Genomic DNA, 19512 nt, shown 5'->3' on the forward strand with positions numbered 1-19512 from the left:
TTCTTTTAAGTTAAATCTAAAAATGAAGAAGATAATGATGAAAAATAGAAATGCTAAAAGCCCAGTTATTCTACGTTTTTTTCATTATCTTCTTTTTTCTTTCCACCCATCATAAAATTAATAAGAATACCAATTAATGAAAGGCAAACAATTCCAAATACGGCAATCATGATGGCGCCATTTGTCCAACTATAGAATGCTATGTTTTGTGATAACATGAGTTTAGTATTTTAGATAAGTTTATCTATAAAGATAGAGATTGAGTGTGTTTTTATATATGACTTTTGTTAGATAATTAAAAGTATTCATAAATTAAGCGTCTATTCTTATCTTTATTTATGAAAATTGTAACATAAGCTACTGCTTTTCTCATTTAAAATTTGTTATTTTTGTTCAAAATTTTAAACAAATAAAACAAATGAAATTAATCAAGTTTTTAGCAGTTGTATTTTTAACTACTATAGTGTCTTCTTGCAATAGCCAAGGTGTTACCAAAAAATCATTGGATACAGAAATTGACTCATTAAGTTATGCTATTGGAATGGATGTAGCACGTAATGTTCAAACTAATGTTTCTGAATTGGATACAGATCTTTTTATTCAAGGATTTAGAAATACTTTGGATTCAACAAATCTTTTAATTGAAAAAGAAAAAGTACAGGAAATTTTAAGTACTTATTTTAGAAAAAAGCAAGAGGCAGAAAGAGCTAAAAGACAAGCAGAAGATTTGGCAAAAGCAGAAGAACAATTTAACGACAATAAAGTTGCAGGCGAAAAATTCTTAGAAGAAAACAAAACTAAAGCAGGTGTAAAAACTACAGCAAGTGGTTTGCAATATATAGTTGAGAAAGAAGGTACTGGTGAAAAACCAACAGCTGCTTCAAGAGTAAAAGTACACTACCACGGAACATTAATAGATGGAACTGTGTTTGATAGTTCAGTTGATAGAGGAGAGCCAACTCAATTTGGTGTTGGTCAAGTAATTAAAGGTTGGACAGAAGGTTTACAGTTAATGCCAGTTGGTTCAAAATATAAATTTTTCATACCTCAAGATTTAGCATATGGCGCGTTTCCTCGTCCAGGTGGAGCAATTAAGCCATTTTCTGCTTTAGTATTTGAAGTTGAACTTTTAGAAATTGTTAAATAATATATTTAAACACTCTATTTTTCAAATATAAACAGGAGGTTTTACTTCCTGTTTTTTTTGTTTATAGCAATATCATAACTAAATTACCAAAACAAGGTTGTAACTTTGTACCTTGAAAAAAATGAAGGCATGAGTCATAAAGCAGGTTTTGTAAATATTATTGGAAATCCAAATGTGGGTAAATCTACTTTAATGAATGCTTTTGTTGGAGAGAAATTATCCATCATTACATCAAAAGCTCAAACCACAAGACATCGTATTTTAGGAATTGTGAATGGAGAAGATTTTCAAGTAGTCTTGTCAGATACGCCTGGAATTATTAAACCAGCTTATGAACTGCAAGAATCTATGATGGATTTTGTTAAGTCTGCTTTTGAGGATGCCGATGTACTGCTTTATATGGTTGAAATTGGAGAGCAGGAATTAAAGGACGAAGCCTTTTTTAATAAGATTACTAATTCAACAATTCCAGTTCTTTTACTCTTAAATAAAATAGATAAATCTAATCAAGAGCAACTTGAAAGTCAAGTTCAGCTTTGGTCTGAGAAAGTGCCAAATGCTGAGATTTTCCCAATTTCTGCATTAGAAGGGTTTAATATTAAAGAAGTGTTTAATAGAATTATTGAGTTACTTCCAGAATCGCCTGCATTTTATCCAAAAGACCAGTTAACAGATAAACCTGAGCGATTTTTTATTAATGAAACCATAAGAGAAAAGATTTTGCTTCATTATAAAAAAGAAATTCCATACGCTGTTGAGGTTGATACCGAAGAGTTTTTTGAAGAAGATAACATTATTAGAGTACGTTCAGTAATTATGGTTGAACGTGACACTCAAAAAGGAATTATTATAGGTCATAAAGGAAGTGCTTTAAAACGTGTTGGAGTAGAAGCCAGAAAAGATTTAGAAAAATTCTTTGGTAAACAAATTCATATAGAACTGTATGTTAAGGTAAACAAGAACTGGCGATCCAATGTTAACCAATTGAAACGTTTTGGTTACAATCAAAAATAATTAATCAACGTTATAATCAAGCTTCATGGTTATAGAAGCTGTTTTTTCTTTTGAATCGGTGTTATAAGTGCCACCCCAAGAATAATCTTCATTGGAATTTTGACCAGTAATTTGAAAAATACCCATTTTAGCAGAAATTAATTCCCCTAATTTTCCACCGGAGTTTTTAGCTATCATGTCTGCTCTTGTTCTGGCATCAGCGGTAGCTTTAGAGATCATTTCAATTTTTAAATCGGCCAATTTGGTGTAATAATACCTTGGTGCCTGAGAATAAAATTGAATTCCTTTATTCAAAAGTTCTGTAATTTCTCTTGAAATACTTTCTACTTTTTCAACATTTTTAGAATCAATTTGTAAAGACTGGGTTAAAACGTACCCTAAAAACTCGTCGCCAATATATTTTCCATCGACTGTATATTTTGCTTGCATATTTTTTCTGCTGTTTACTGCATTAAAAACCAATTCTTTATTGGTTATGCCTTTAGATAGAAGGTATTCGGAAATTATTTTTTTATCCTTTTCAAGATCACTGTATGCCTTTTCAAGATTACTACTTTCCTTAGAAAAAGAGCCTTCCCAAACAATAAGATCTGAAGTAAAATCTGCATTTCCTAAACCAGTTACAGAAATGGTGCCATCCACTTTATTTCTATTCATATAAGCATTGCCTAATAAGTAAGCCCCGATAATGATTGCAAGTCCGAAAATGATTGCGCTAAGATTATTTTTCATAAGTAATAACAATTAAAAAGTGATTTAAAAAAGTTGAAATTTAATATATATACGGGTATTTTATAAACTTAGAGTTTTATTCATAAAATTATTTAGCTCGTGCATTTCATGTTTGCTGGAAGCTTTTCCTATACTACCACCAAAGTATAGCACAAACCAAGCTATCACCATAAAAATCATCATACTAACTTGTAAAGAATAACTGTTTTTTAATGACCAGTTTGTATAAGCCCAAATGCTAAATGCAATAAATAGACCTGCAACCATAAAGTGTAAAAACATAAATAAGGTCCAAACTGTTGGATTTGGTCCAAATAATCCGTGAACTACACAGGATTTATCATCAACTTCATTAATTTCAAGATGTAATTGAGGCGACCAAAAATGTTGCTTTTCTTTAGGGAATTTTATAAAAACATGGTCGTCTATACGGTTTACAATAAAGTTGTTTTGTGTTTTTTTTGCGTTTTCAAAAGTTTGTAAAACGTCTTCATTGTGGCGCTCTAAATTTATTTTAAAACGAGGCCGTAACACAATAGTATTGGTTGTTGACATTTAGTTTTGTTTTAAGGAGATTAAAATACTATTTTTTTCAAAGAGTAAACACTACCTTTGCAGACAATTTAAAGATTATGAGTAATATAGTTGCTATAGTAGGACGTCCAAATGTAGGGAAGTCAACATTTTTCAATCGTTTAATTCAACGAAGAGAAGCCATTGTTGATGCGGTAAGTGGAGTTACAAGAGATCGCCATTACGGAAAAAGTGATTGGAATGGGAAAGAATTTTCGCTTATTGATACAGGCGGTTATGTGTTAGGAAGTGATGATATATTTGAAGCCGAAATTGATAAACAGGTAGAATTAGCCATTGATGAAGCTGATGCTATCATTTTTATGGTTGATGTTGAATCTGGCGTTACTGGAATGGATGAAGATGTTGCCAACTTATTACGAAAAGTAAGTAAGCCTGTGTTTTTGGTTATAAATAAAGTTGATAACGCTAAAAGAGCTGAAGATGCCGTTGAGTTTTACTCATTAGGTTTAGGGGAATATTACACCATTGCAAGTATTAATGGTAGTGGTACAGGCGACTTATTAGATGCTTTAGTTAAGGCTTTGCCAGAAAAAGAAGAAGTGGTTGAAGAAAACCTGCCTCGATTTGCAGTTGTTGGTCGTCCAAATGCGGGTAAATCTTCATTTATAAATGCTTTAATTGGTGAAAACAGATATATAGTAACAGATATAGCTGGTACAACTCGGGATTCTATTGATACAAAATATAACAGTTTTGGCTTTGAGTTTAATTTAGTAGATACGGCTGGAATTAGAAGAAAATCAAAAGTTAAGGAAGATTTAGAGTTTTATTCTGTAATGCGTAGTATTCGTGCTATTGAAAACTGTGACGTTTGTATTCTTGTATTAGACGCAACCAGAGGGTTTGATGGGCAAGAACAAAATATTTTTTGGTTAGCAGAACGCAACCGTAAAGGCATTGTTATATTAGTTAATAAATGGGATTTGGTTGAAAAGGACAATAAATCTACTGTAGAATACGAAAAGGTCATTAGAAAACAAATAGAACCTTTTACAGATGTGCCAATTGTATTTGTTTCTGCATTAACCAAACAACGTGTTTATAAGGCTGTAGAAACAGCTGTTGAGGTTTATAACAACAGGTCTAAGAAAATAAAGACAAGTAAGCTTAATGAATTGTTTTTACCAATCATAGAAAGTTATCCGCCGCCAGCTCTTAAAGGTAAATATGTAAAGATTAAATACATTATGCAGTTGCCAACACCGCAACCTCAATTTGCATTTTTCTGTAATTTGCCTCAATATGTAAAGGAGCCATATAAACGTTTTCTTGAAAACAAATTACGAGAGCATTTTGATTTTCATGGTGTGCCAATAAGTGTTTATATGCGTAAGAAATAATTTTTTGTTTGTTGAAGTTGGTAAAAGGTTATTAAAAAATAAGATAAGTATTACCAGCTTCCACCAGCACCACCACCAGAGAAACCGCCGCCGCCGAAGCCTCCACCAAAGCCACCACCACCAGAACTTCCGCCCCAGCCACCTGATGATGATTGTCCACCAAAACTGCCTCTGCCCAAGTTGCTTAAAATAATGGCATCCCAAATATCAAAACCTTTGTGCCTGTTACCACCTTTGCCACCACCATCGCGTTTGTTTTTTGATATTGAAATAATAATAATTATAAATATGATAAATAAAATAAAGATTAATTGTGGAGGAAAAGATGGTGAGTCAACTTTTCTGCTGCCATGATAGGCTCCAGTTAAAATATCAAAAATGGTATCAACACCTTTGTTCAAGCCTTGGTAATAATCACCTTTTTTAAATTCTGGGATAATTATATTTCTTGTTAGTTCTCCAACAATACCAGCAGTTAATCTATCTTCTACACCATAACCGGGAGAAATCCATATTTTTCTATCTTCTCTGGCCAATAAAATAAAAACACCATTATCTTCTTTTGCTTGTCCAACACCCCATTTTTGGGCCCATTTTGGAGCCAGTAAACCAATGTTTTCTCCTTTTGTTGTGCCAATAATAACTACCACAATTTGTGTTGAAGTGGTATCAGAATATTTAATAAGTTTATTTTCTAAAGCACTTTTTTCTGAATTTGAAAGCAGGTTTATATAATCATAAACACTGGTTTGTTCTTTGGGAATTTCAGGGATATCAAATTGAGCTCTTGCTATTTGTATAAAGCATAAACTCAATAAAAGAGAAAAAATAAGTGATGTGTGTTTAAATTTAAGCATTAGCCTTTAGAAATTTCATCAGAGAGTTCATTGATATCACCACGTTGCCAAGGAAAATGTTTTTCTAATTCTTCTCCGGCTTTTAAAATACCTTCAACAAGTCCTTGTTTGAAATTACCTGATTTAAAATGAGACTGCATAATATCTTTAGTGTTATCCCAAAAATTAGTAGGTACTACTTCATTAATTCCTTTATCGCCATAAATTACAAAGGTTTTATCTTTTACGGCAACGTAAATAAGGACTCCATTTTGTTCTTTGGTATTATCCATTTTTAGGTAATGAAATACTTCTAAAGCACGGTTGAAAGGGTCTGTTTCAGAGGTTTTCTCAATGTGCACACGAATTTCACCAGATGTATTTAACTCTGCTTTTCTAATGGCTTCAATGATTTCCTGTTCTTCATGTTCTGAAAGGAAATCTTCTACTTTAGACATGGTTTCTAGTTAAAATCAAATTCTACATCAACCGGCTTTTCAGCACCAGCTTCAGCATCAAAATAAGGTTTTCCTTCAAAATTAAATAAACCAGCTAATAATGAGTTTGGGAACGTTTTTACGTGATTATTAAAAGGTTTAATAGCTTCGTTATATCGTGTTCTGGCTGTTTGAATGGTATTTTCTGTACTTGTTAATTCGTCCTGAAGTTTTAAGAAATTTTCATTGGCCTTCAATTCAGGATAACGTTCTACAGTTACCAAAAGTCTTGATAAAGCACTGCTTAAACCTCCTTGAGCTTCATTGAATTGTTTAAGTTGTTCTGGAGTAATATTAGTTGGGTCGATAGTTGTTTGTGTTGCTTTTGATCGAGCTTCTATGACTGCAGTCAGAGTGCTTTTTTCAAAATCAGCAGCACCTTTTACCGTATTTACAAGATTTCCAATAAGATCATTTCTACGTTGATATGATGTTTGAACATTTCCCCAAGCTTCGCTAACATTTTCATTTAGCTTTACTGCAGTATTGTTAAATCCAACAGCCCATCTGTATACGCCAAAAATTATAACAACAATTATAATTACTGGAATCAGCCATTTTTTCATAATAAGGTGATTTTAAAAAGTTAGTTTTATTGTTTCACTATTAGTAGTGCAAGTTGTAAAAATGTTACAACTCGCTTTTAATTTTGATAAGTTGAGATTTTATATCCTCTAATTTAGTGATAATTTCGAAGTTATTAAGTGTTTTTTGCTTTTCTTCTTTAAGATGAGTCTTAGCACCTTCAAGAGTGAAACCGCGCTCTTTAACTAAATGAAAAATAAGCTTAAGGTTTTTAATGTCTTCGGGTGTAAATTTTCTGTTTCCCTTGGCATTTTTTTTTGGTTTTAAAGCATCAAATTCCTTTTCCCAAAACCTAATTAATGAGGTGTTTACACCAAAAGCCTCTGCAACTTCGCCAATGCCATAATATCGTTTATCTGGTAGCTCTATATGCATTAGTCTAATGATTGGTTTTCTAATGAAGCATGTTCTAGCATCTCGTTAAATTCTTCAGCGGTTAAACTACCGTAGTAAAAGTTGATAGGATTTATTCTCTGTCCATCTTTAAAAATCTCATAATGGCAATGCGGTGCTTCTGAACGGCCTGTACTACCAACAAAACCTATGAGGTCGCCACGTTTTACTTTCTGGTTTTTTTTAACATTATACTTGTATAAATGTCCGTACAAACTAACATATCCATAACCATGATTAATTCTAATATGGTTTCCATAACCAGTTGCAGCATTATCAGCACGTTCTACAACACCATCTCCAGTAGCATAAATTGGTGTGCCTCTAGGTGCAGAAAAATCCATACCCCAATGCATTTTTCTTGCCTTGGTAAAAGGGTCAGAACGCATACCGTAACCAGAAGCCATACGTTTTAAATCTTCATTGCGTACAGGTTGTATGGCAGGTATTGCTGCCAAAAGTTTTTCTTTTTCTTCTGCCAATATAGCTATTTCATCAAGTGATTTTGATTGCACAACTATTTGCTTTTGAAGAATATCTAGGCGTTTATTACTCTCAATAATTAATTTAGAGTTATCAAAGCCCTCTAAATCTTTATATCTGTTAATACCTCCAAAACCAGCTTTTCTTTGCTCATCTGGAATTGGATTAGCTTCAAAATATACGCGATATATGTTATTATCTCTGTCAGCAACATTAGCTAAAACAGCTTCTGCTTCTGTCATTTTTTTATTTAATAATTGAAATTGAAGTTGAGCGTTTTGCAATTCTCTTTTAAGAGCACGCTCTTTAGGAGACTCAACATATTGACTGGCAATGAATACAAATAAAAACCCAAAAAGCGAAGAAGACAACAAAAACATGAAAGCATATTTAATGGTTGTTCTTTTTTTGCGTTCTATTTTTCGGTAAGAAAGCGATTCTGAATCGTAATAATATTTTACCTTACTCATTACTTAAATTATACTATTTTTGCACTTTGTTTAACATGCAATTTATCATTAATATTACTTGCAAACGACCAAACCTACAAAAATATTATAACAATAATAACATGTTGTTATAATTGTAGGTTCACACTCTCTAAAATTTTAAATAAAAAATGAGAGTAAATATAAAAATTGTTTTGCAATTAATATAATTTTACAATACAGTAACCATTTTATATAGATGAAATCTCAAGATATTCGCTCTAAATTTTTAAGTTTTTTTGAAGAAAAAAATCATAGCATTGTGCCATCTGCTCCTATGGTTTTAAAAGATGACCCGACTTTAATGTTTGTTAATTCAGGAATGGCACCTTTTAAAGAATACTTTTTAGGAAATGCTAAGCCAAAAAACAACAGAATTGCAGATACTCAAAAGTGTTTGCGCGTTTCTGGTAAGCATAATGATTTAGAAGAAGTGGGTTATGATACCTATCATCACACACTTTTTGAAATGTTGGGAAACTGGAGTTTTGGCGATTATTTTAAAAAAGAAGCTATTGCGTGGGCGTGGGAATTATTGACTAAAGTTTATAAAATTGATAAAGATATTCTTTATGTGACTGTTTTTGAAGGAAGCGAAGATGATAAACTTCCAATGGACACGGAAGCTTATGATTTATGGAAACAATTTATTTCTGAAGACCGCATTTTAAAAGGAAATAAAAAAGATAACTTCTGGGAAATGGGTGACCAAGGACCTTGTGGGCCTTGCAGTGAAATTCATGTTGATATCCGCTCTGCTGAAGAAAAAGCTAAAATTTCGGGTAAAGATTTGGTTAATAAAGATCATCCACAAGTCGTTGAAATCTGGAATTTGGTTTTCATGCAGTATAACCGAAAAGCCAATGGGTCGCTTGAAAGTTTACCTAACAAGCATATTGATACCGGAATGGGATTTGAAAGACTTTGTATGGTATTACAAGGTGTTCAATCAAATTATGATACGGATGTTTTTACGCCAATTATTAGAGAGATAGAAACTATTGCAGATAAAGAATATGGGACAGATGAAAAAATTGATGTTGCCATACGTGTCATTTCAGATCATGTGCGTGCCGTAGCATTTTCAATTGCCGACGGACAATTACCAAGTAATACAGGTGCTGGTTATGTCATTCGTAGAATTTTAAGAAGAGCGATTCGCTATAGTTTTACATTTTTAAACCAAAAAGAGCCATTTATATACAGATTGGTTGATGTATTGAGTGAAAAAATGGGGATAGCATTTCCGGAATTAAAATCTCAAAAGCATCTTATTGAAAATGTGATTCGCGAAGAAGAACAATCCTTTTTAAGAACCTTAGATCAAGGACTTGTTTTGTTAAATAGAATTGTTGAGGAGTCTAATGAAGAAATTATTTCAGGTGAAAAAGCATTTGAATTGTACGATACTTATGGTTTCCCTTTCGATTTGACATCCTTAATTCTTAGAGAGAAAGGATTGCAAATTGATGAAACTGGGTTTCATTCAGAAATGCAAAAACAAAAAAATCGTTCGCGTGCAGCTAGCGAAATGTCTACTGATGATTGGACGATTTTAATAGATGATGCTGTTGAAGAATTTGTTGGTTACGATACCTTAGAAACACAGGTAAAATTAACTCGATACAGAAAAGTCACTTCTAAAAAGGAAGGAGAAATGTATCAGTTGGTTTTTAATATTACTCCGTTTTACCCTGAGGGTGGCGGACAAGTAGGCGATAAAGGTTATCTTGAGGATGTTCATGGTGATGTAATTTATATTGTTGATACCAAAAAGGAAAATAATGTCATCATTCACTTTTCAAAAAATTTACCAAAACATATAAACGAAAGTTTTAAAGCGGTTGTAGACGAAAAACAACGCTATAGAACAGAATGCAATCATACGGCAACCCACTTACTTCACCAAGCTCTTAGAGAAATTTTAGGAACCCATGTAGAACAAAAAGGGAGCGCTGTTCATTCTAAACATTTACGTTTTGATTTTTCCCATTTTTCAAAATTAACGACTGAAGAATTACGCGATGTTGAAAATTTTGTAAATGCAAGAATTGAAGGGAAATTGCCATTAATTGAAAAACGGAATATACCAATGCAACAGGCAATTGACGAAGGTGCTATGGCTTTGTTTGGTGAGAAATATGGCGATACAGTAAGAGCTATACGTTTTGGGCAGTCTATAGAACTTTGCGGAGGAACACATGTTAAAAACACCGGAGATATCTGGCATTTTAAAATTGTTTCTGAAGGGGCAGTTGCAGCAGGAATTCGTCGTATAGAAGCTATTACAAACGATGCTGTTAAAGATTTTTATCATGAAAATAATAGAACTTTTTATGAAATGAAGGATTTGCTTAATAATGCAAAAGAACCTGTAAAAGCTCTTATAAGTTTGCAGGAAGAAAACGCAAATCTTAAAAAGCAGATTGAAATCTTGTTAAAAGAAAAAGCAAAAAATATTAAAGGAGACTTAAAAAACGAATTAACAGAAATTAATGGTGTTCAATTTTTAGCTAAAGAATTAGATTTAGAAGCTTCTGCAATAAAAGATGTTGCTTTTGAATTGGGTAGCCAATTTGATAATTTGTTTTTGCTTTTTGGTACAGAACAAGATGGAAAAGCGATGCTAACATGCTATATTTCTAAAGAATTAGTAGCAGGTAAAGGACTGAATGCCGGATTGGTAGTAAGAGAACTAGGAAAGTATATTCAAGGCGGCGGCGGCGGACAACCGTTTTTTGCTACGGCAGGAGGTAAAAACCCAAAGGGTATTCCTGAGGCTTTAGAAAAAGCAAAAGAATTTATTAATTAAATATAAAAACACCAATGTACATAAAAATTTTAGGTATTTTAATGTTGCTATGTCCAACTATCTTTTTTGGACAACAATTTCCAAGTCCTCCACCTATGAGACAAATAAATAATCAAATGATGCAACAACAACAAATGATGCAACAACAACAAATGATGATGCGAATGTTGCAAAACAATATTCAAACGGATGAACAAAAATTGAATAAAGAGGAAAATAAAAAATCTAAACTTAAAGATAAAATTAATAGTTTGAATGATGATTTATTAAAATTGAATGAGGAGCTATCAAAAACTAAAAAAACAAAAACGCAGTCTAGTAAATCGATTCAAAATCAGGAAGATAAATTGAATATAAAGATAGAAAAAACTAAGGAAGAGATTGAAAAGAATATTGAAAAACTAGAAGTTTCAAATAAAAAAGTTGAAGATCTTAAAAGTAGTATTCAGAAATCAAAAGTTGAATTAGAAACAAAGAAGAAAGAAAAAGAAGAAAAGAAACTAGAGAAAGAGGAGAAAAAGAAAAAGAAATAATTGTTTTTAAAATTTTGCAACTTCAAACCAATATACCATTTTCTAAGCAGTCTAATAATTTAATAGACTATCATTCTAATATTCTTTTATTAGGATCTTGTTTTTCAGACAACATTGGTAAAAAGTTAGATTATTTTAAGTTTAAAAATCTTCAAAATCCTTTTGGTATTTTGTTTCAACCAAAGGCGATTGAGGCATTAATTACTAATTCCGTTGAAAAAAAACAGTATTCAGAAAAAGATATTTTTTTTTACAACGAACAATGGCATGGTTTTGATGCACATTCTAAATTAAGTTCAAATTCTAAAGATGTTTTGCTTCACAAATTAAATGAACAAAGCATTTTAACAAATAAAGAAATAGTTGCTGCAACCCATATTATTATTACATTAGGAACTGCTTGGGTGTATCGTTTTATTGAAAACAATCGTATAGTTGCCAATTGCCATAAAGTGCCTCAAAATCAATTTTCAAAAGAGCTTTTGTCTGTCGATGAAGTGGTTAAGTCTTTAACATCTATAATTAACGCAATAAAAAGTATTAATTCTAATGCAACTATCATTTTTACCGTATCTCCGGTTCGTCACATAAAAGATGGTTTTGTTGAAAACACACGCAGTAAAGCGCATTTAATTTCAGCAATTCATCAAGTAATAAATAATCAATTTTTTTATTTTCCATCTTATGAACTTATGATGGATGAACTTCGTGATTACAGATTTTATGCTGAAGATATGATTCATCCCAATCAAATTGCAATAAATTATATTTGGGAAAAATTCCAAAATGTTTGGATTTCCCAAGAAGCTTCAAAAACCATGGATGATGTAGATTACATTCAAAAAGGATTGCTACATAAACCATTTAATTCAAACTCAGAAGCACATCAGTTATTCCTAAAAAAAATAGAGGAAAAACAACAAAAACTTAAATTAAAGTTACCTTATATTAGATTTTAAAGGCATTTAAATTGGCGTATTGGCTTCTATCTTAATTAATTACCCTTGTGAGCGCTATTAATCTTATTTAATAACGTTTTGTCGAAAAATTAGTGAAGTACAATTTTTTAAGCATAAATTTATTATGCTATTAATCAGTTCAAATATTAAACATCAGTTGTTATGCCATAAAAAAGCTATTCAATTGGTGTTTTTTTTATTCTAAAAACCCTTAAATATAGTAGCAAATACCAGATACAACAAGCTAGAAGCCGTAGAGAAAGCTAAAAAGAACAATTTAATATAAAGATTTATTAAACTTAGCTTAATGATAAAAATACTCATTATGAGTATTTTTGTTGAGAGTTAGTTGTTTTTTAAACATTAGGCAGACTTCTTTGTCGAAGGAAACTAATGTTTTTTTTGTCTTATAATTTACTTTTTAAACTAATCCAACCACCACCATTAATGGTTTCAATGCCGTTGCTGTTTAAAATGCTAGCTGCACTTGCAGAACGCATACCACTTGCACAACAAACTATAATTGGTTTTTTTAGTTTTTTTATAGTTGCAATTTGAGTATTTATAACTTGCAAAGGAATATTCTTTGAACCAGAAATACATCCTTGAGAAAATTCTGCTTTAGTTCTCACATCTATAATTATAGCACCTCTAGTTTGAAACTCCTTAATCTTATCTGTTTTATTTCCTGTTAGAAAACTGAATAGTCCCATATTTTAAAATTTTTAAGCAAATTACTTTATTTAATTTTGAAATCAATGTAACAAGAGTTACAATGTTTTTCTTTTTATAAAAACATTAAAATTTTGTTGGAATTGCATTTAAAGAAATCAATTTGATTAATTTTAGTAATATTTTTATAACAATGTTAGGATTAAGAACCACAATTTATAGAGTTAGCAATTTAACTGAAGCTAAAGCATGGTACAGTAAAGCTTTTAATGCCGTACCTTATTTCGATGAGCCTTTTTATATAGGTTTTAATATTAAAGGCTATGAACTTGGTTTGTTGCCTGAAGAAAATCAAACTTCAAAAGGAGAAGGCGTTTTGTCTTATTGGGGTGTAGAAGATATTTTTAAAACGTACAATTACTTGATAGAATTAGGAGCTAAACCGCATGAAGCACCGGTAAATGTTGGAGGAGAGCTTATGGTTGCAACGGTTTATGACCCTTGGGGAAATATTATAGGCATTATTTATAATCCATATTTTAAATTAGAGAATGAATAAAGAAATGCTTCTACAAGTGCATGAGCGGGTGAAACCATACATACACAGAACTCCTGTGTTAACATCAGAGTTGATTAACGAAATGGTTCAGGCAAATCTGTATTTTAAATGTGAAAATTTTCAAAAGATGGGAGCGTTTAAAATGCGTGGTGCAGCAAATGCTATTTTAAGTTTGTCCAAAGAAGAACAAGCAAAAGGAGTTGTAACCCATTCTTCAGGTAATTTTGCCCAAGCCTTATCGTTAGCAGCAAAAAAAATTGGAGTTAAAGCCTATATTGTGATGCCAAAAAATGCACCACAGGTTAAAAAGAATGCCGTTAAAACCTATGAAGGAGAAATTATAGAATGTGATTCAAATCCTATTGCTAGAGAAGAAATGGCAGCTAAAGTTCAAAAAGAAACGGGAGCAACTTTTATTCATCCTTCTAATGATGATGCTGTTATTTATGGTCAAGGAACTGCGGCTATCGAGTTATTGGAAGATTATCCAGATTTAAATTATATATTTTCTCCAATTGGTGGTGGCGGTTTAATAGCAGGAACAGCGTTAGCCGTTAATTATTTTTCAAATCACTGCAAAGTTATTGGTGGAGAGCCAAAAAATGCTGATGATGCATATCGTTCTTTATTAAGTGGAAAAATTGAAGGTAATGATGAAGTTAATACTATTGCAGACGGATTAAGAACATTTTTGGGAGATAGAAATTTTCCAATTATAAAAAAGTATGTAGAAAAAATTGTTAGAGTTGAAGAAGAAGAAATTATTGAAGCTATGAAACTCATTTGGGAGCGTATGAAAATTATTATTGAGCCTTCAAGCGCTGTCGCTTTTGCAGCAGTATTAAAAAACAAGGAAGATTTTAAAAACAAAAAGATAGGAGTTATACTTTCTGGAGGTAATGTAGATGTTGGAAATCTCCCGTTTTAGTAATTAATTAAATGCCTAAACTTAAAAGTAATTGCTAATTTTATGGCAAACAAAACTTATGAGTAACCCTTATGTAAAATTAACAATTGGAAATGGAGTAGGGTACATAACCTTTTTTCATCCAGATCAAAATGCGATGCCTAGTGAAAGTTTACTCAAATTAGAACAAACTATCATTGAAGCTGGAAATAATGATTTAGTGAATGTAATAGTTTTACAAAGTGGTGGAGACAGAACTTTTTGTGCGGGCGCTAGTTTTAAAGAGCTTACAAGTATTAAAACACCAAAAGAAGGAGAACAATTCTTTACAGGTTTTGCCAATGTGATTAATGCCATGAGAACGTGCCCAAAACTTATTATTGGAAGAGTTCAAGGAAAAGCTGTTGGAGGAGGAGTTGGTTTAGCCGCCGCAACCGATTATTGTTTAGCTACAAAATTCGCCGCTATTAAGTTAAGTGAGTTGAGTATTGGTATTGGGCCTTTCGTTATTGAACCGGCAGTTTCAAGAAAAATGGGAGCAACTGTAATGTCACAAATGACAATCAATGCTGAAACTTTTTTTTCTCCTGAATTTGCAAAAGATAAAGGCTTATTTGCTGAAGTTTACGAAACAAAAGAAGCATTGGATGGTGCTGTTAAAACACTTGCAGAAAAATTATCAAGTTATAATCCTGAAGCTTTGAAAGCAATGAAATCTGTATTTTGGAAAGGCACAGAACATTGGGATACGCTTTTAAATGAACGTGCTAAAATAAGCGGAAAACTTGTTTTAAGCGACTTTACCAAAGAAACATTAAAACGTTTCCAATAATTAAATTGCTATACCTTTTTTCTTAATTATTTCCAATCCATCATCAATCAATCTGCCAACTTCTGGTCTGTTTTGTTTTATTGATTCTAAGTGTTCCAGGCAATTATTGGCTAAAATAGTTTCGTTTCCAAAAACAGCAAGTTCATAAATTTCAACGGTTAACAGCCAATCATTTGAGTGATTTTTTATAAGTTCTTCTAATACTTTTGTTCTTGAAATGGTTGTGTTTTTACCTTCTCTGTAATCTCTGATTTGCTGATACAATCTTTCTAATTGTAGTTGCTTTTCAGATTTTTTAATGTGAACGGTTTGTGTTGAAGGTATGTGAGTAATTAAATCAAAACTATTTAAGTCGGCAGGACCAGAAAATGCTGAAACAATTTCTTTACCAACGGCCATATCATAAATGCCGCAGTTAGGTTCAAATAAAACAGTATTATAATGTTTTACAGTGCAATTTTTAAAGCTCACTAAAATTATTTTTCCTTGTAAATTTCGCTTTCCGGTAATGATTTCACCAGATATTGTAATGCCACCTTCAAATTCTAATGTTACGATTCTTTCCTCATAAATATTATAAGCACTTAAGTCACGTGGGCTCATATCTTCAATAGCCAAATTAATGCCTTTTAATTTTCCTATTGGTGAGCCAAAACCTTGATTGTGGTTTTCAACGCCATGGCCGATTAATTCTTTTTCTCTATACGAAAGTGCTGTTTTTCCACTCGTTTGAATATAAACAGGTTTGCCATTATCTTCAATAACGTTTGTAAATATTCCTGAAATTTGTATGCCAGTACTTAATTCAATAGTTCCTAAAGCATTTGAATTTATCAATTTTTGAATGCCTGATAAACCACCTTTTCTTAAAGCCATGGTATTAGCAAATTCTTCTAAGATCAAGCTTAAATGAGCAAAATCTGGTGTAACATATAGTTGTGGTTGAGGTTTGGTAATGTCAAAATCTTTAAATGTGGCATCAATGGTGTAAGGCAGTTTTTTAACTGCATTAGTCATGCACCAAGCACTTTCTCCAATTGATGATAATAAACCAGCACCATATATTTTTGGATTTTCTACTGTTCCTATAAGTCCGTATTCAACTGTCCACCAATGTAAATTTCTAATAAGAGCCATTTCACTTGGTTCTCCCATATTTTTTTGAAGGTTCTCTACATCCTTTTCTGCAAAGTCTATATCTTTTTGAGTTGAATTTGGAGCTTCTTTAATTATTGATAGTTTTCTAACGGCTTCATATAATTCATAATCTTTAGCTGAAGAAATGGCTTTACTTCCTATTTCACCAAAGCGTCTTAAGTATTCTGCATATTCGGGATTTGCAATAATGGGAGCATGACCAGCCCCTTCATGGATAATGTCTGGAGCAGGTGTATATTCAATATGCTCTAATTGGCGTATATCGCTTGCAATAACTAAAACATTGTATGCCTGAAATTCCATAAAAGCATTTGGTGGGATAAACCCATCAACAGCCACAGCAGCCCAACCAATGTTTTTTAAAATTCTGTTCATTCCATACATATTTGGAATATTTTCAATGGAAATCCCTGTTTGCCTTAAACCTTCTAAATAGGATTCATGGGCAACTTTACTCAAAAAATCCACATTTTTTCGCATTACATAGCGCCAAACAGCTTGATCAATAGCAGAGTAGTCCTCATAATTTTGAGGTTTTATGAATTGAAGTAAGTGTTTAGGTAACCTATTTAAAATAGGATTTGATTCTATTGAGTTATCCATGGTTGTCTTTAAATGTGGTTTTCGTAAAAATACAAATAATGAATAAAATGTAGACAGAGGTATTACTAAATAAAAAAAGCAACTTGAAAAAGTTGCCTTTAATATCATTTTATTGATTCATTCCAGGTGGATATTTTTTCATGATTTCTGCAACGAATTCTTTAATGCGCTCTTCTTTTTTGTCCATATTTCTTGATAAATAGCCAGTTCCCATACCTTGCCAAACCAGTTCTTTTTTGTTGGCATCAATTAGGTCAATATATAAGGTTCCTTCCGTAGATGTTGAAACATTAGGTTGATTCCAACCCCAGCCCCAACCTGGTCCGTATCCACCCCAACCCCAAGAGCCATAACCCCAATAGTTGTTATAAACATCTACACGTTGGTTTGATTTTGTAAATAAACTTATTAATAAATCTGGATTTTCAGATTTCGTGAATCCTTTTGCTAAAAGCTCTGATTCTATAGCACGAAGAATTCGTCGTTTATCTAAATCGCTAATTTCAGCTTTATCTATACCAGTTTTAAAGAAAGCAAAGGTTTTGTAATTAGAGAAATTTGCATTCTTATCGTAATCAGTTGCAACTCTTACAGAATCACATGATGTTAATACCACAAGAAGTACTAAAAATGGTATGAATTTTATAAGATTGTTTTTTATGGCACTTATTTCAAATAAGGACTCATGCATTTGTTTCAATTTTTTCATAGTGCAATTTTTTGGTTACATTAAATTTAATAAACTATGCTCAAAAATTAAAGAATAGTTCAAACTAATTAAGAATATTTAACTTAGTTTTTAATTTATTATACCTTCTGTTTAACAAATTTTAACCGAAAAAGTATTCATTAAAATATCTTTTAACTAATTAATGTTTATCAATAATTATACCAAATTAAAGGTTCTTTAGGTTGTAAATTAACGTAATTTTTTTTCAGAAAACCCATAAGGACAGTGTCTGCAATTGCTTTCGCAACAATATCCACGTTTTAAGTGGTACTGTTCTGTAAAACAGCGGTAACCTTCGGGTGTTAAATAATAATCACCTTCTTCAATAGGGATAATTTTCTTCATAGAACGACAAAGATAATGTAATTTGGATTGATTTTTGAAAGTGAAAACGTATGATTATATGTTCCAGATATTTAGTTCCAAAAGGATATGTTGGTTTAACCATTTTTCCTTTTATATTCTTAAAAAATAAAGCATTTAAAAAGGAAACTGCATTGCTAAATCATGAATATATTCATTTGAAACAACAGTTAGAGTTTTTAATTATTCCTTTTTATGTATGGTATGGACTAGAGTTTTTGTTGAGATTACTGCAATACAAAAACTGGAATTTAGCCTATAAAAATATTTCTTTTGAACGGGAAGCATTTGCTAATGAATATAATTCAAAGTACCTTAAAGAAAGAGGATTTTGGCAATTTTTAAAGTATCTTCGCAGTCATGATTTTCCATCTAAATAAAAGTATAAATCAGCCTATTTCGTTGTCCAAGAAATATGGCGTTGAATTATTTTTAAAACGAGAAGACGACATTCATTCGTTTATTTCAGGAAATAAATACAGAAAGCTAAAATACAACATTGAAGAAGCCAAAAAATTAAAATTAGATACCATACTTACATTTGGTGGAGCTTTTTCAAATCATATTGCAGCAGCAGCTTTTGCTGGGAAGGAATTTGGCTTTAAAACCATTGGAGTAATTAGAGGCGATGAATTGCAGGACAAGATTCAAGAAAATCCTACGTTATTATTTGCAGAGACTTGTGGTATGCAGTTTAAGTTTATTACCAGAGAACGGTTCAGAGAGAAACATACCATGTCATTTATAGAGAAATTGAAAGAAGAGTTTGGTGAATTTTATTTGTTGCCAGAAGGAGGCACTAATGAATTTGCCATAAAAGGATGTGAAGAAATTTTAACCGAAGAGGATGCTGATTTTGATTTTGTATGTTGTGCTGTTGGGACAGGAGGAACCATTTCGGGAATTATAAATAGTTCAAAACTTGGTCAACAAATTTTAGGATTTCCTGCCTTAAAAGGTTCGTTTTTGAATGAAGATATTAGTAAATTTGTGAGCAAACAAAATTGGAATATTATTACTGATTATGATTTTGGTGGTTATGCTAAAGTGAACGAGCCATTGGTACATTTTATAAATCAATTTAAAAAAGAAAATAATATACAGTTAGATCCTGTTTATACAGGGAAAATGATGTTTGGGATTTTTGATTTATTGGAGAAAGGTTATTTTCCAAAAGGGTCAAAAATATTAGCTATTCACACTGGAGGTTTACAGGGGATTTCAGGAATGAATATGGTTTTAAAGAAAAAAAAGTTGCCAATAATTGAGTAG

The 19512-nt window shown here is 31.8% G+C and carries 23 protein-coding genes; 11 read left to right on the plus strand and 12 right to left on the minus strand.

The window, feature by feature from the left end; translation table 11 throughout:
- Window positions 1-65: 65 nt before the first annotated feature.
- Window positions 66-218, minus strand: coding sequence for a hypothetical protein (locus V8G69_RS14615; RefSeq protein ID WP_394882824.1), 153 nt, complete (start codon window positions 216-218; stop codon window positions 66-68).
- A 200-nt stretch (window positions 219-418) separates the two neighbouring features.
- Between V8G69_RS14615 and V8G69_RS14620 the strand changes: the two genes are divergently transcribed.
- Window positions 419-1147: an FKBP-type peptidyl-prolyl cis-trans isomerase gene (locus V8G69_RS14620; RefSeq protein WP_394882825.1), complete on the plus strand. Its 729-nt coding sequence runs from the start codon at window positions 419-421 to the stop codon at window positions 1145-1147.
- Window positions 1148-1276: 129 nt separating this feature from the next.
- Window positions 1277-2161: a GTPase Era gene (era, locus tag V8G69_RS14625; protein ID WP_394882826.1), complete on the plus strand. Its 885-nt coding sequence runs from the start codon at window positions 1277-1279 to the stop codon at window positions 2159-2161.
- Here era and V8G69_RS14630 read toward each other — a convergent pair whose 3' ends face one another.
- The gene (locus V8G69_RS14630; protein WP_394882828.1) at window positions 2162-2893 is read right to left on the minus strand and encodes an SIMPL domain-containing protein; all 732 of its coding nucleotides are present in this window, start codon (window positions 2891-2893) and stop codon (window positions 2162-2164) included.
- 60 nt (window positions 2894-2953) lie between these two features.
- Window positions 2954-3448, minus strand: coding sequence for a GTP-binding protein (locus tag V8G69_RS14635; protein ID WP_394882829.1), 495 nt, complete (start codon window positions 3446-3448; stop codon window positions 2954-2956).
- Between the two features lie 77 nt (window positions 3449-3525).
- Here V8G69_RS14635 and der point away from each other — a divergent pair, with 77 nt between their 5' ends.
- Entirely contained in the window at window positions 3526-4830 is a 1305-nt protein-coding gene (gene der / locus V8G69_RS14640; protein WP_394882830.1) for a ribosome biogenesis GTPase Der, read from the plus strand.
- Between the two features lie 50 nt (window positions 4831-4880).
- Here der and V8G69_RS14645 read toward each other — a convergent pair whose 3' ends face one another.
- The 5 genes from V8G69_RS14645 to V8G69_RS14665 all read right to left on the minus strand — a co-directional run bounded on the left by V8G69_RS14645 (window position 4881) and on the right by V8G69_RS14665 (window position 8094).
- Window positions 4881-5687 (minus strand): TPM domain-containing protein, encoded by an 807-nt coding sequence (locus V8G69_RS14645; protein ID WP_394882831.1) that lies wholly within the window; start codon window positions 5685-5687, stop codon window positions 4881-4883.
- Window positions 5687-6124, minus strand: coding sequence for a TPM domain-containing protein (locus tag V8G69_RS14650; RefSeq protein WP_394882833.1), 438 nt, complete (start codon window positions 6122-6124; stop codon window positions 5687-5689). Before V8G69_RS14650 ends, V8G69_RS14645 begins: the two co-directional genes overlap by 1 nt.
- Window positions 6125-6129: 5 nt before the next feature.
- Entirely contained in the window at window positions 6130-6729 is a 600-nt protein-coding gene (locus tag V8G69_RS14655) for a LemA family protein (RefSeq protein WP_394882834.1), read from the minus strand.
- Between the two features lie 64 nt (window positions 6730-6793).
- Window positions 6794-7123, minus strand: a complete 330-nt coding sequence (locus V8G69_RS14660) for a MerR family transcriptional regulator (RefSeq protein WP_394882835.1) — start codon at window positions 7121-7123, stop codon at window positions 6794-6796.
- Window positions 7123-8094, minus strand: a complete 972-nt coding sequence (locus V8G69_RS14665; RefSeq protein WP_394882837.1) for a M23 family metallopeptidase — start codon at window positions 8092-8094, stop codon at window positions 7123-7125. The genes V8G69_RS14660 and V8G69_RS14665 overlap by 1 nt, the downstream gene beginning before the upstream one ends.
- Window positions 8095-8311: 217 nt before the next feature.
- Here V8G69_RS14665 and alaS point away from each other — a divergent pair, with 217 nt between their 5' ends.
- From alaS to V8G69_RS14680, 3 genes are read left to right on the plus strand one after another with little or no spacing between them, the layout of a single operon-like run.
- Complete coding sequence (gene alaS / locus V8G69_RS14670; protein ID WP_394882838.1) at window positions 8312-10924, plus strand: alanine--tRNA ligase; 2613 nt, start codon at window positions 8312-8314, stop codon at window positions 10922-10924.
- A 14-nt stretch (window positions 10925-10938) separates the two neighbouring features.
- Entirely contained in the window at window positions 10939-11457 is a 519-nt protein-coding gene (locus tag V8G69_RS14675; RefSeq protein ID WP_394882839.1) for a coiled-coil domain-containing protein, read from the plus strand.
- Window positions 11458-11471: 14 nt separating this feature from the next.
- Window positions 11472-12416, plus strand: coding sequence for a GSCFA domain-containing protein (locus V8G69_RS14680; RefSeq protein WP_394882841.1), 945 nt, complete (start codon window positions 11472-11474; stop codon window positions 12414-12416).
- Between the two features lie 407 nt (window positions 12417-12823).
- Here V8G69_RS14680 and V8G69_RS14685 read toward each other — a convergent pair whose 3' ends face one another.
- Window positions 12824-13129, minus strand: coding sequence for a rhodanese-like domain-containing protein (locus tag V8G69_RS14685; protein ID WP_394882842.1), 306 nt, complete (start codon window positions 13127-13129; stop codon window positions 12824-12826).
- Between the two features lie 152 nt (window positions 13130-13281).
- On the opposite strand from V8G69_RS14685, the gene V8G69_RS14690 reads away from it, so the two are divergent.
- Genes V8G69_RS14690 through V8G69_RS14700 form a run of 3 tightly spaced genes read left to right on the plus strand, consistent with a single transcriptional unit; the run spans window position 13282 to window position 15386 of the window.
- Window positions 13282-13647 carry a VOC family protein gene (locus V8G69_RS14690; protein ID WP_394882844.1) on the plus strand — a complete coding sequence of 122 codons (366 nt, stop codon included), beginning with the start codon at window positions 13282-13284 and terminating at the stop codon, window positions 13645-13647.
- Complete coding sequence (locus tag V8G69_RS14695; protein ID WP_394882845.1) at window positions 13640-14575, plus strand: pyridoxal-phosphate dependent enzyme; 936 nt, start codon at window positions 13640-13642, stop codon at window positions 14573-14575. Before V8G69_RS14690 ends, V8G69_RS14695 begins: the two co-directional genes overlap by 8 nt.
- Window positions 14576-14633: 58 nt before the next feature.
- Window positions 14634-15386, plus strand: coding sequence for an enoyl-CoA hydratase/isomerase family protein (locus V8G69_RS14700; protein WP_394882847.1), 753 nt, complete (start codon window positions 14634-14636; stop codon window positions 15384-15386).
- Here V8G69_RS14700 and V8G69_RS14705 read toward each other — a convergent pair whose 3' ends face one another.
- The 3 genes from V8G69_RS14705 to V8G69_RS14715 form a co-directional block, all read right to left on the minus strand.
- Window positions 15387-17147, minus strand: a complete 1761-nt coding sequence (locus V8G69_RS14705; protein WP_394882848.1) for an aromatic amino acid hydroxylase — start codon at window positions 17145-17147, stop codon at window positions 15387-15389.
- Window positions 17148-17256: 109 nt separating this feature from the next.
- Entirely contained in the window at window positions 17257-17856 is a 600-nt protein-coding gene (locus tag V8G69_RS14710; protein ID WP_394882849.1) for a DUF4136 domain-containing protein, read from the minus strand.
- 210 nt (window positions 17857-18066) lie between these two features.
- Entirely contained in the window at window positions 18067-18222 is a 156-nt protein-coding gene (locus tag V8G69_RS14715) for a DUF5522 domain-containing protein (RefSeq protein WP_394882851.1), read from the minus strand.
- Window positions 18223-18272: 50 nt separating this feature from the next.
- Between V8G69_RS14715 and V8G69_RS14720 the strand changes: the two genes are divergently transcribed.
- Window positions 18273-18620 carry a hypothetical protein gene (locus tag V8G69_RS14720; protein WP_394882852.1) on the plus strand — a complete coding sequence of 116 codons (348 nt, stop codon included), beginning with the start codon at window positions 18273-18275 and terminating at the stop codon, window positions 18618-18620.
- Window positions 18601-19512 carry a 1-aminocyclopropane-1-carboxylate deaminase/D-cysteine desulfhydrase gene (locus tag V8G69_RS14725; RefSeq protein ID WP_394882853.1) on the plus strand — a complete coding sequence of 304 codons (912 nt, stop codon included), beginning with the start codon at window positions 18601-18603 and terminating at the stop codon, window positions 19510-19512. Before V8G69_RS14720 ends, V8G69_RS14725 begins: the two co-directional genes overlap by 20 nt.

It is taken from the genome of Gaetbulibacter sp. M235 (assembly GCF_043876835.1).
In the GTDB taxonomy this organism is placed as follows: Bacteria; Bacteroidota; Bacteroidia; order Flavobacteriales; family Flavobacteriaceae; genus Yeosuana.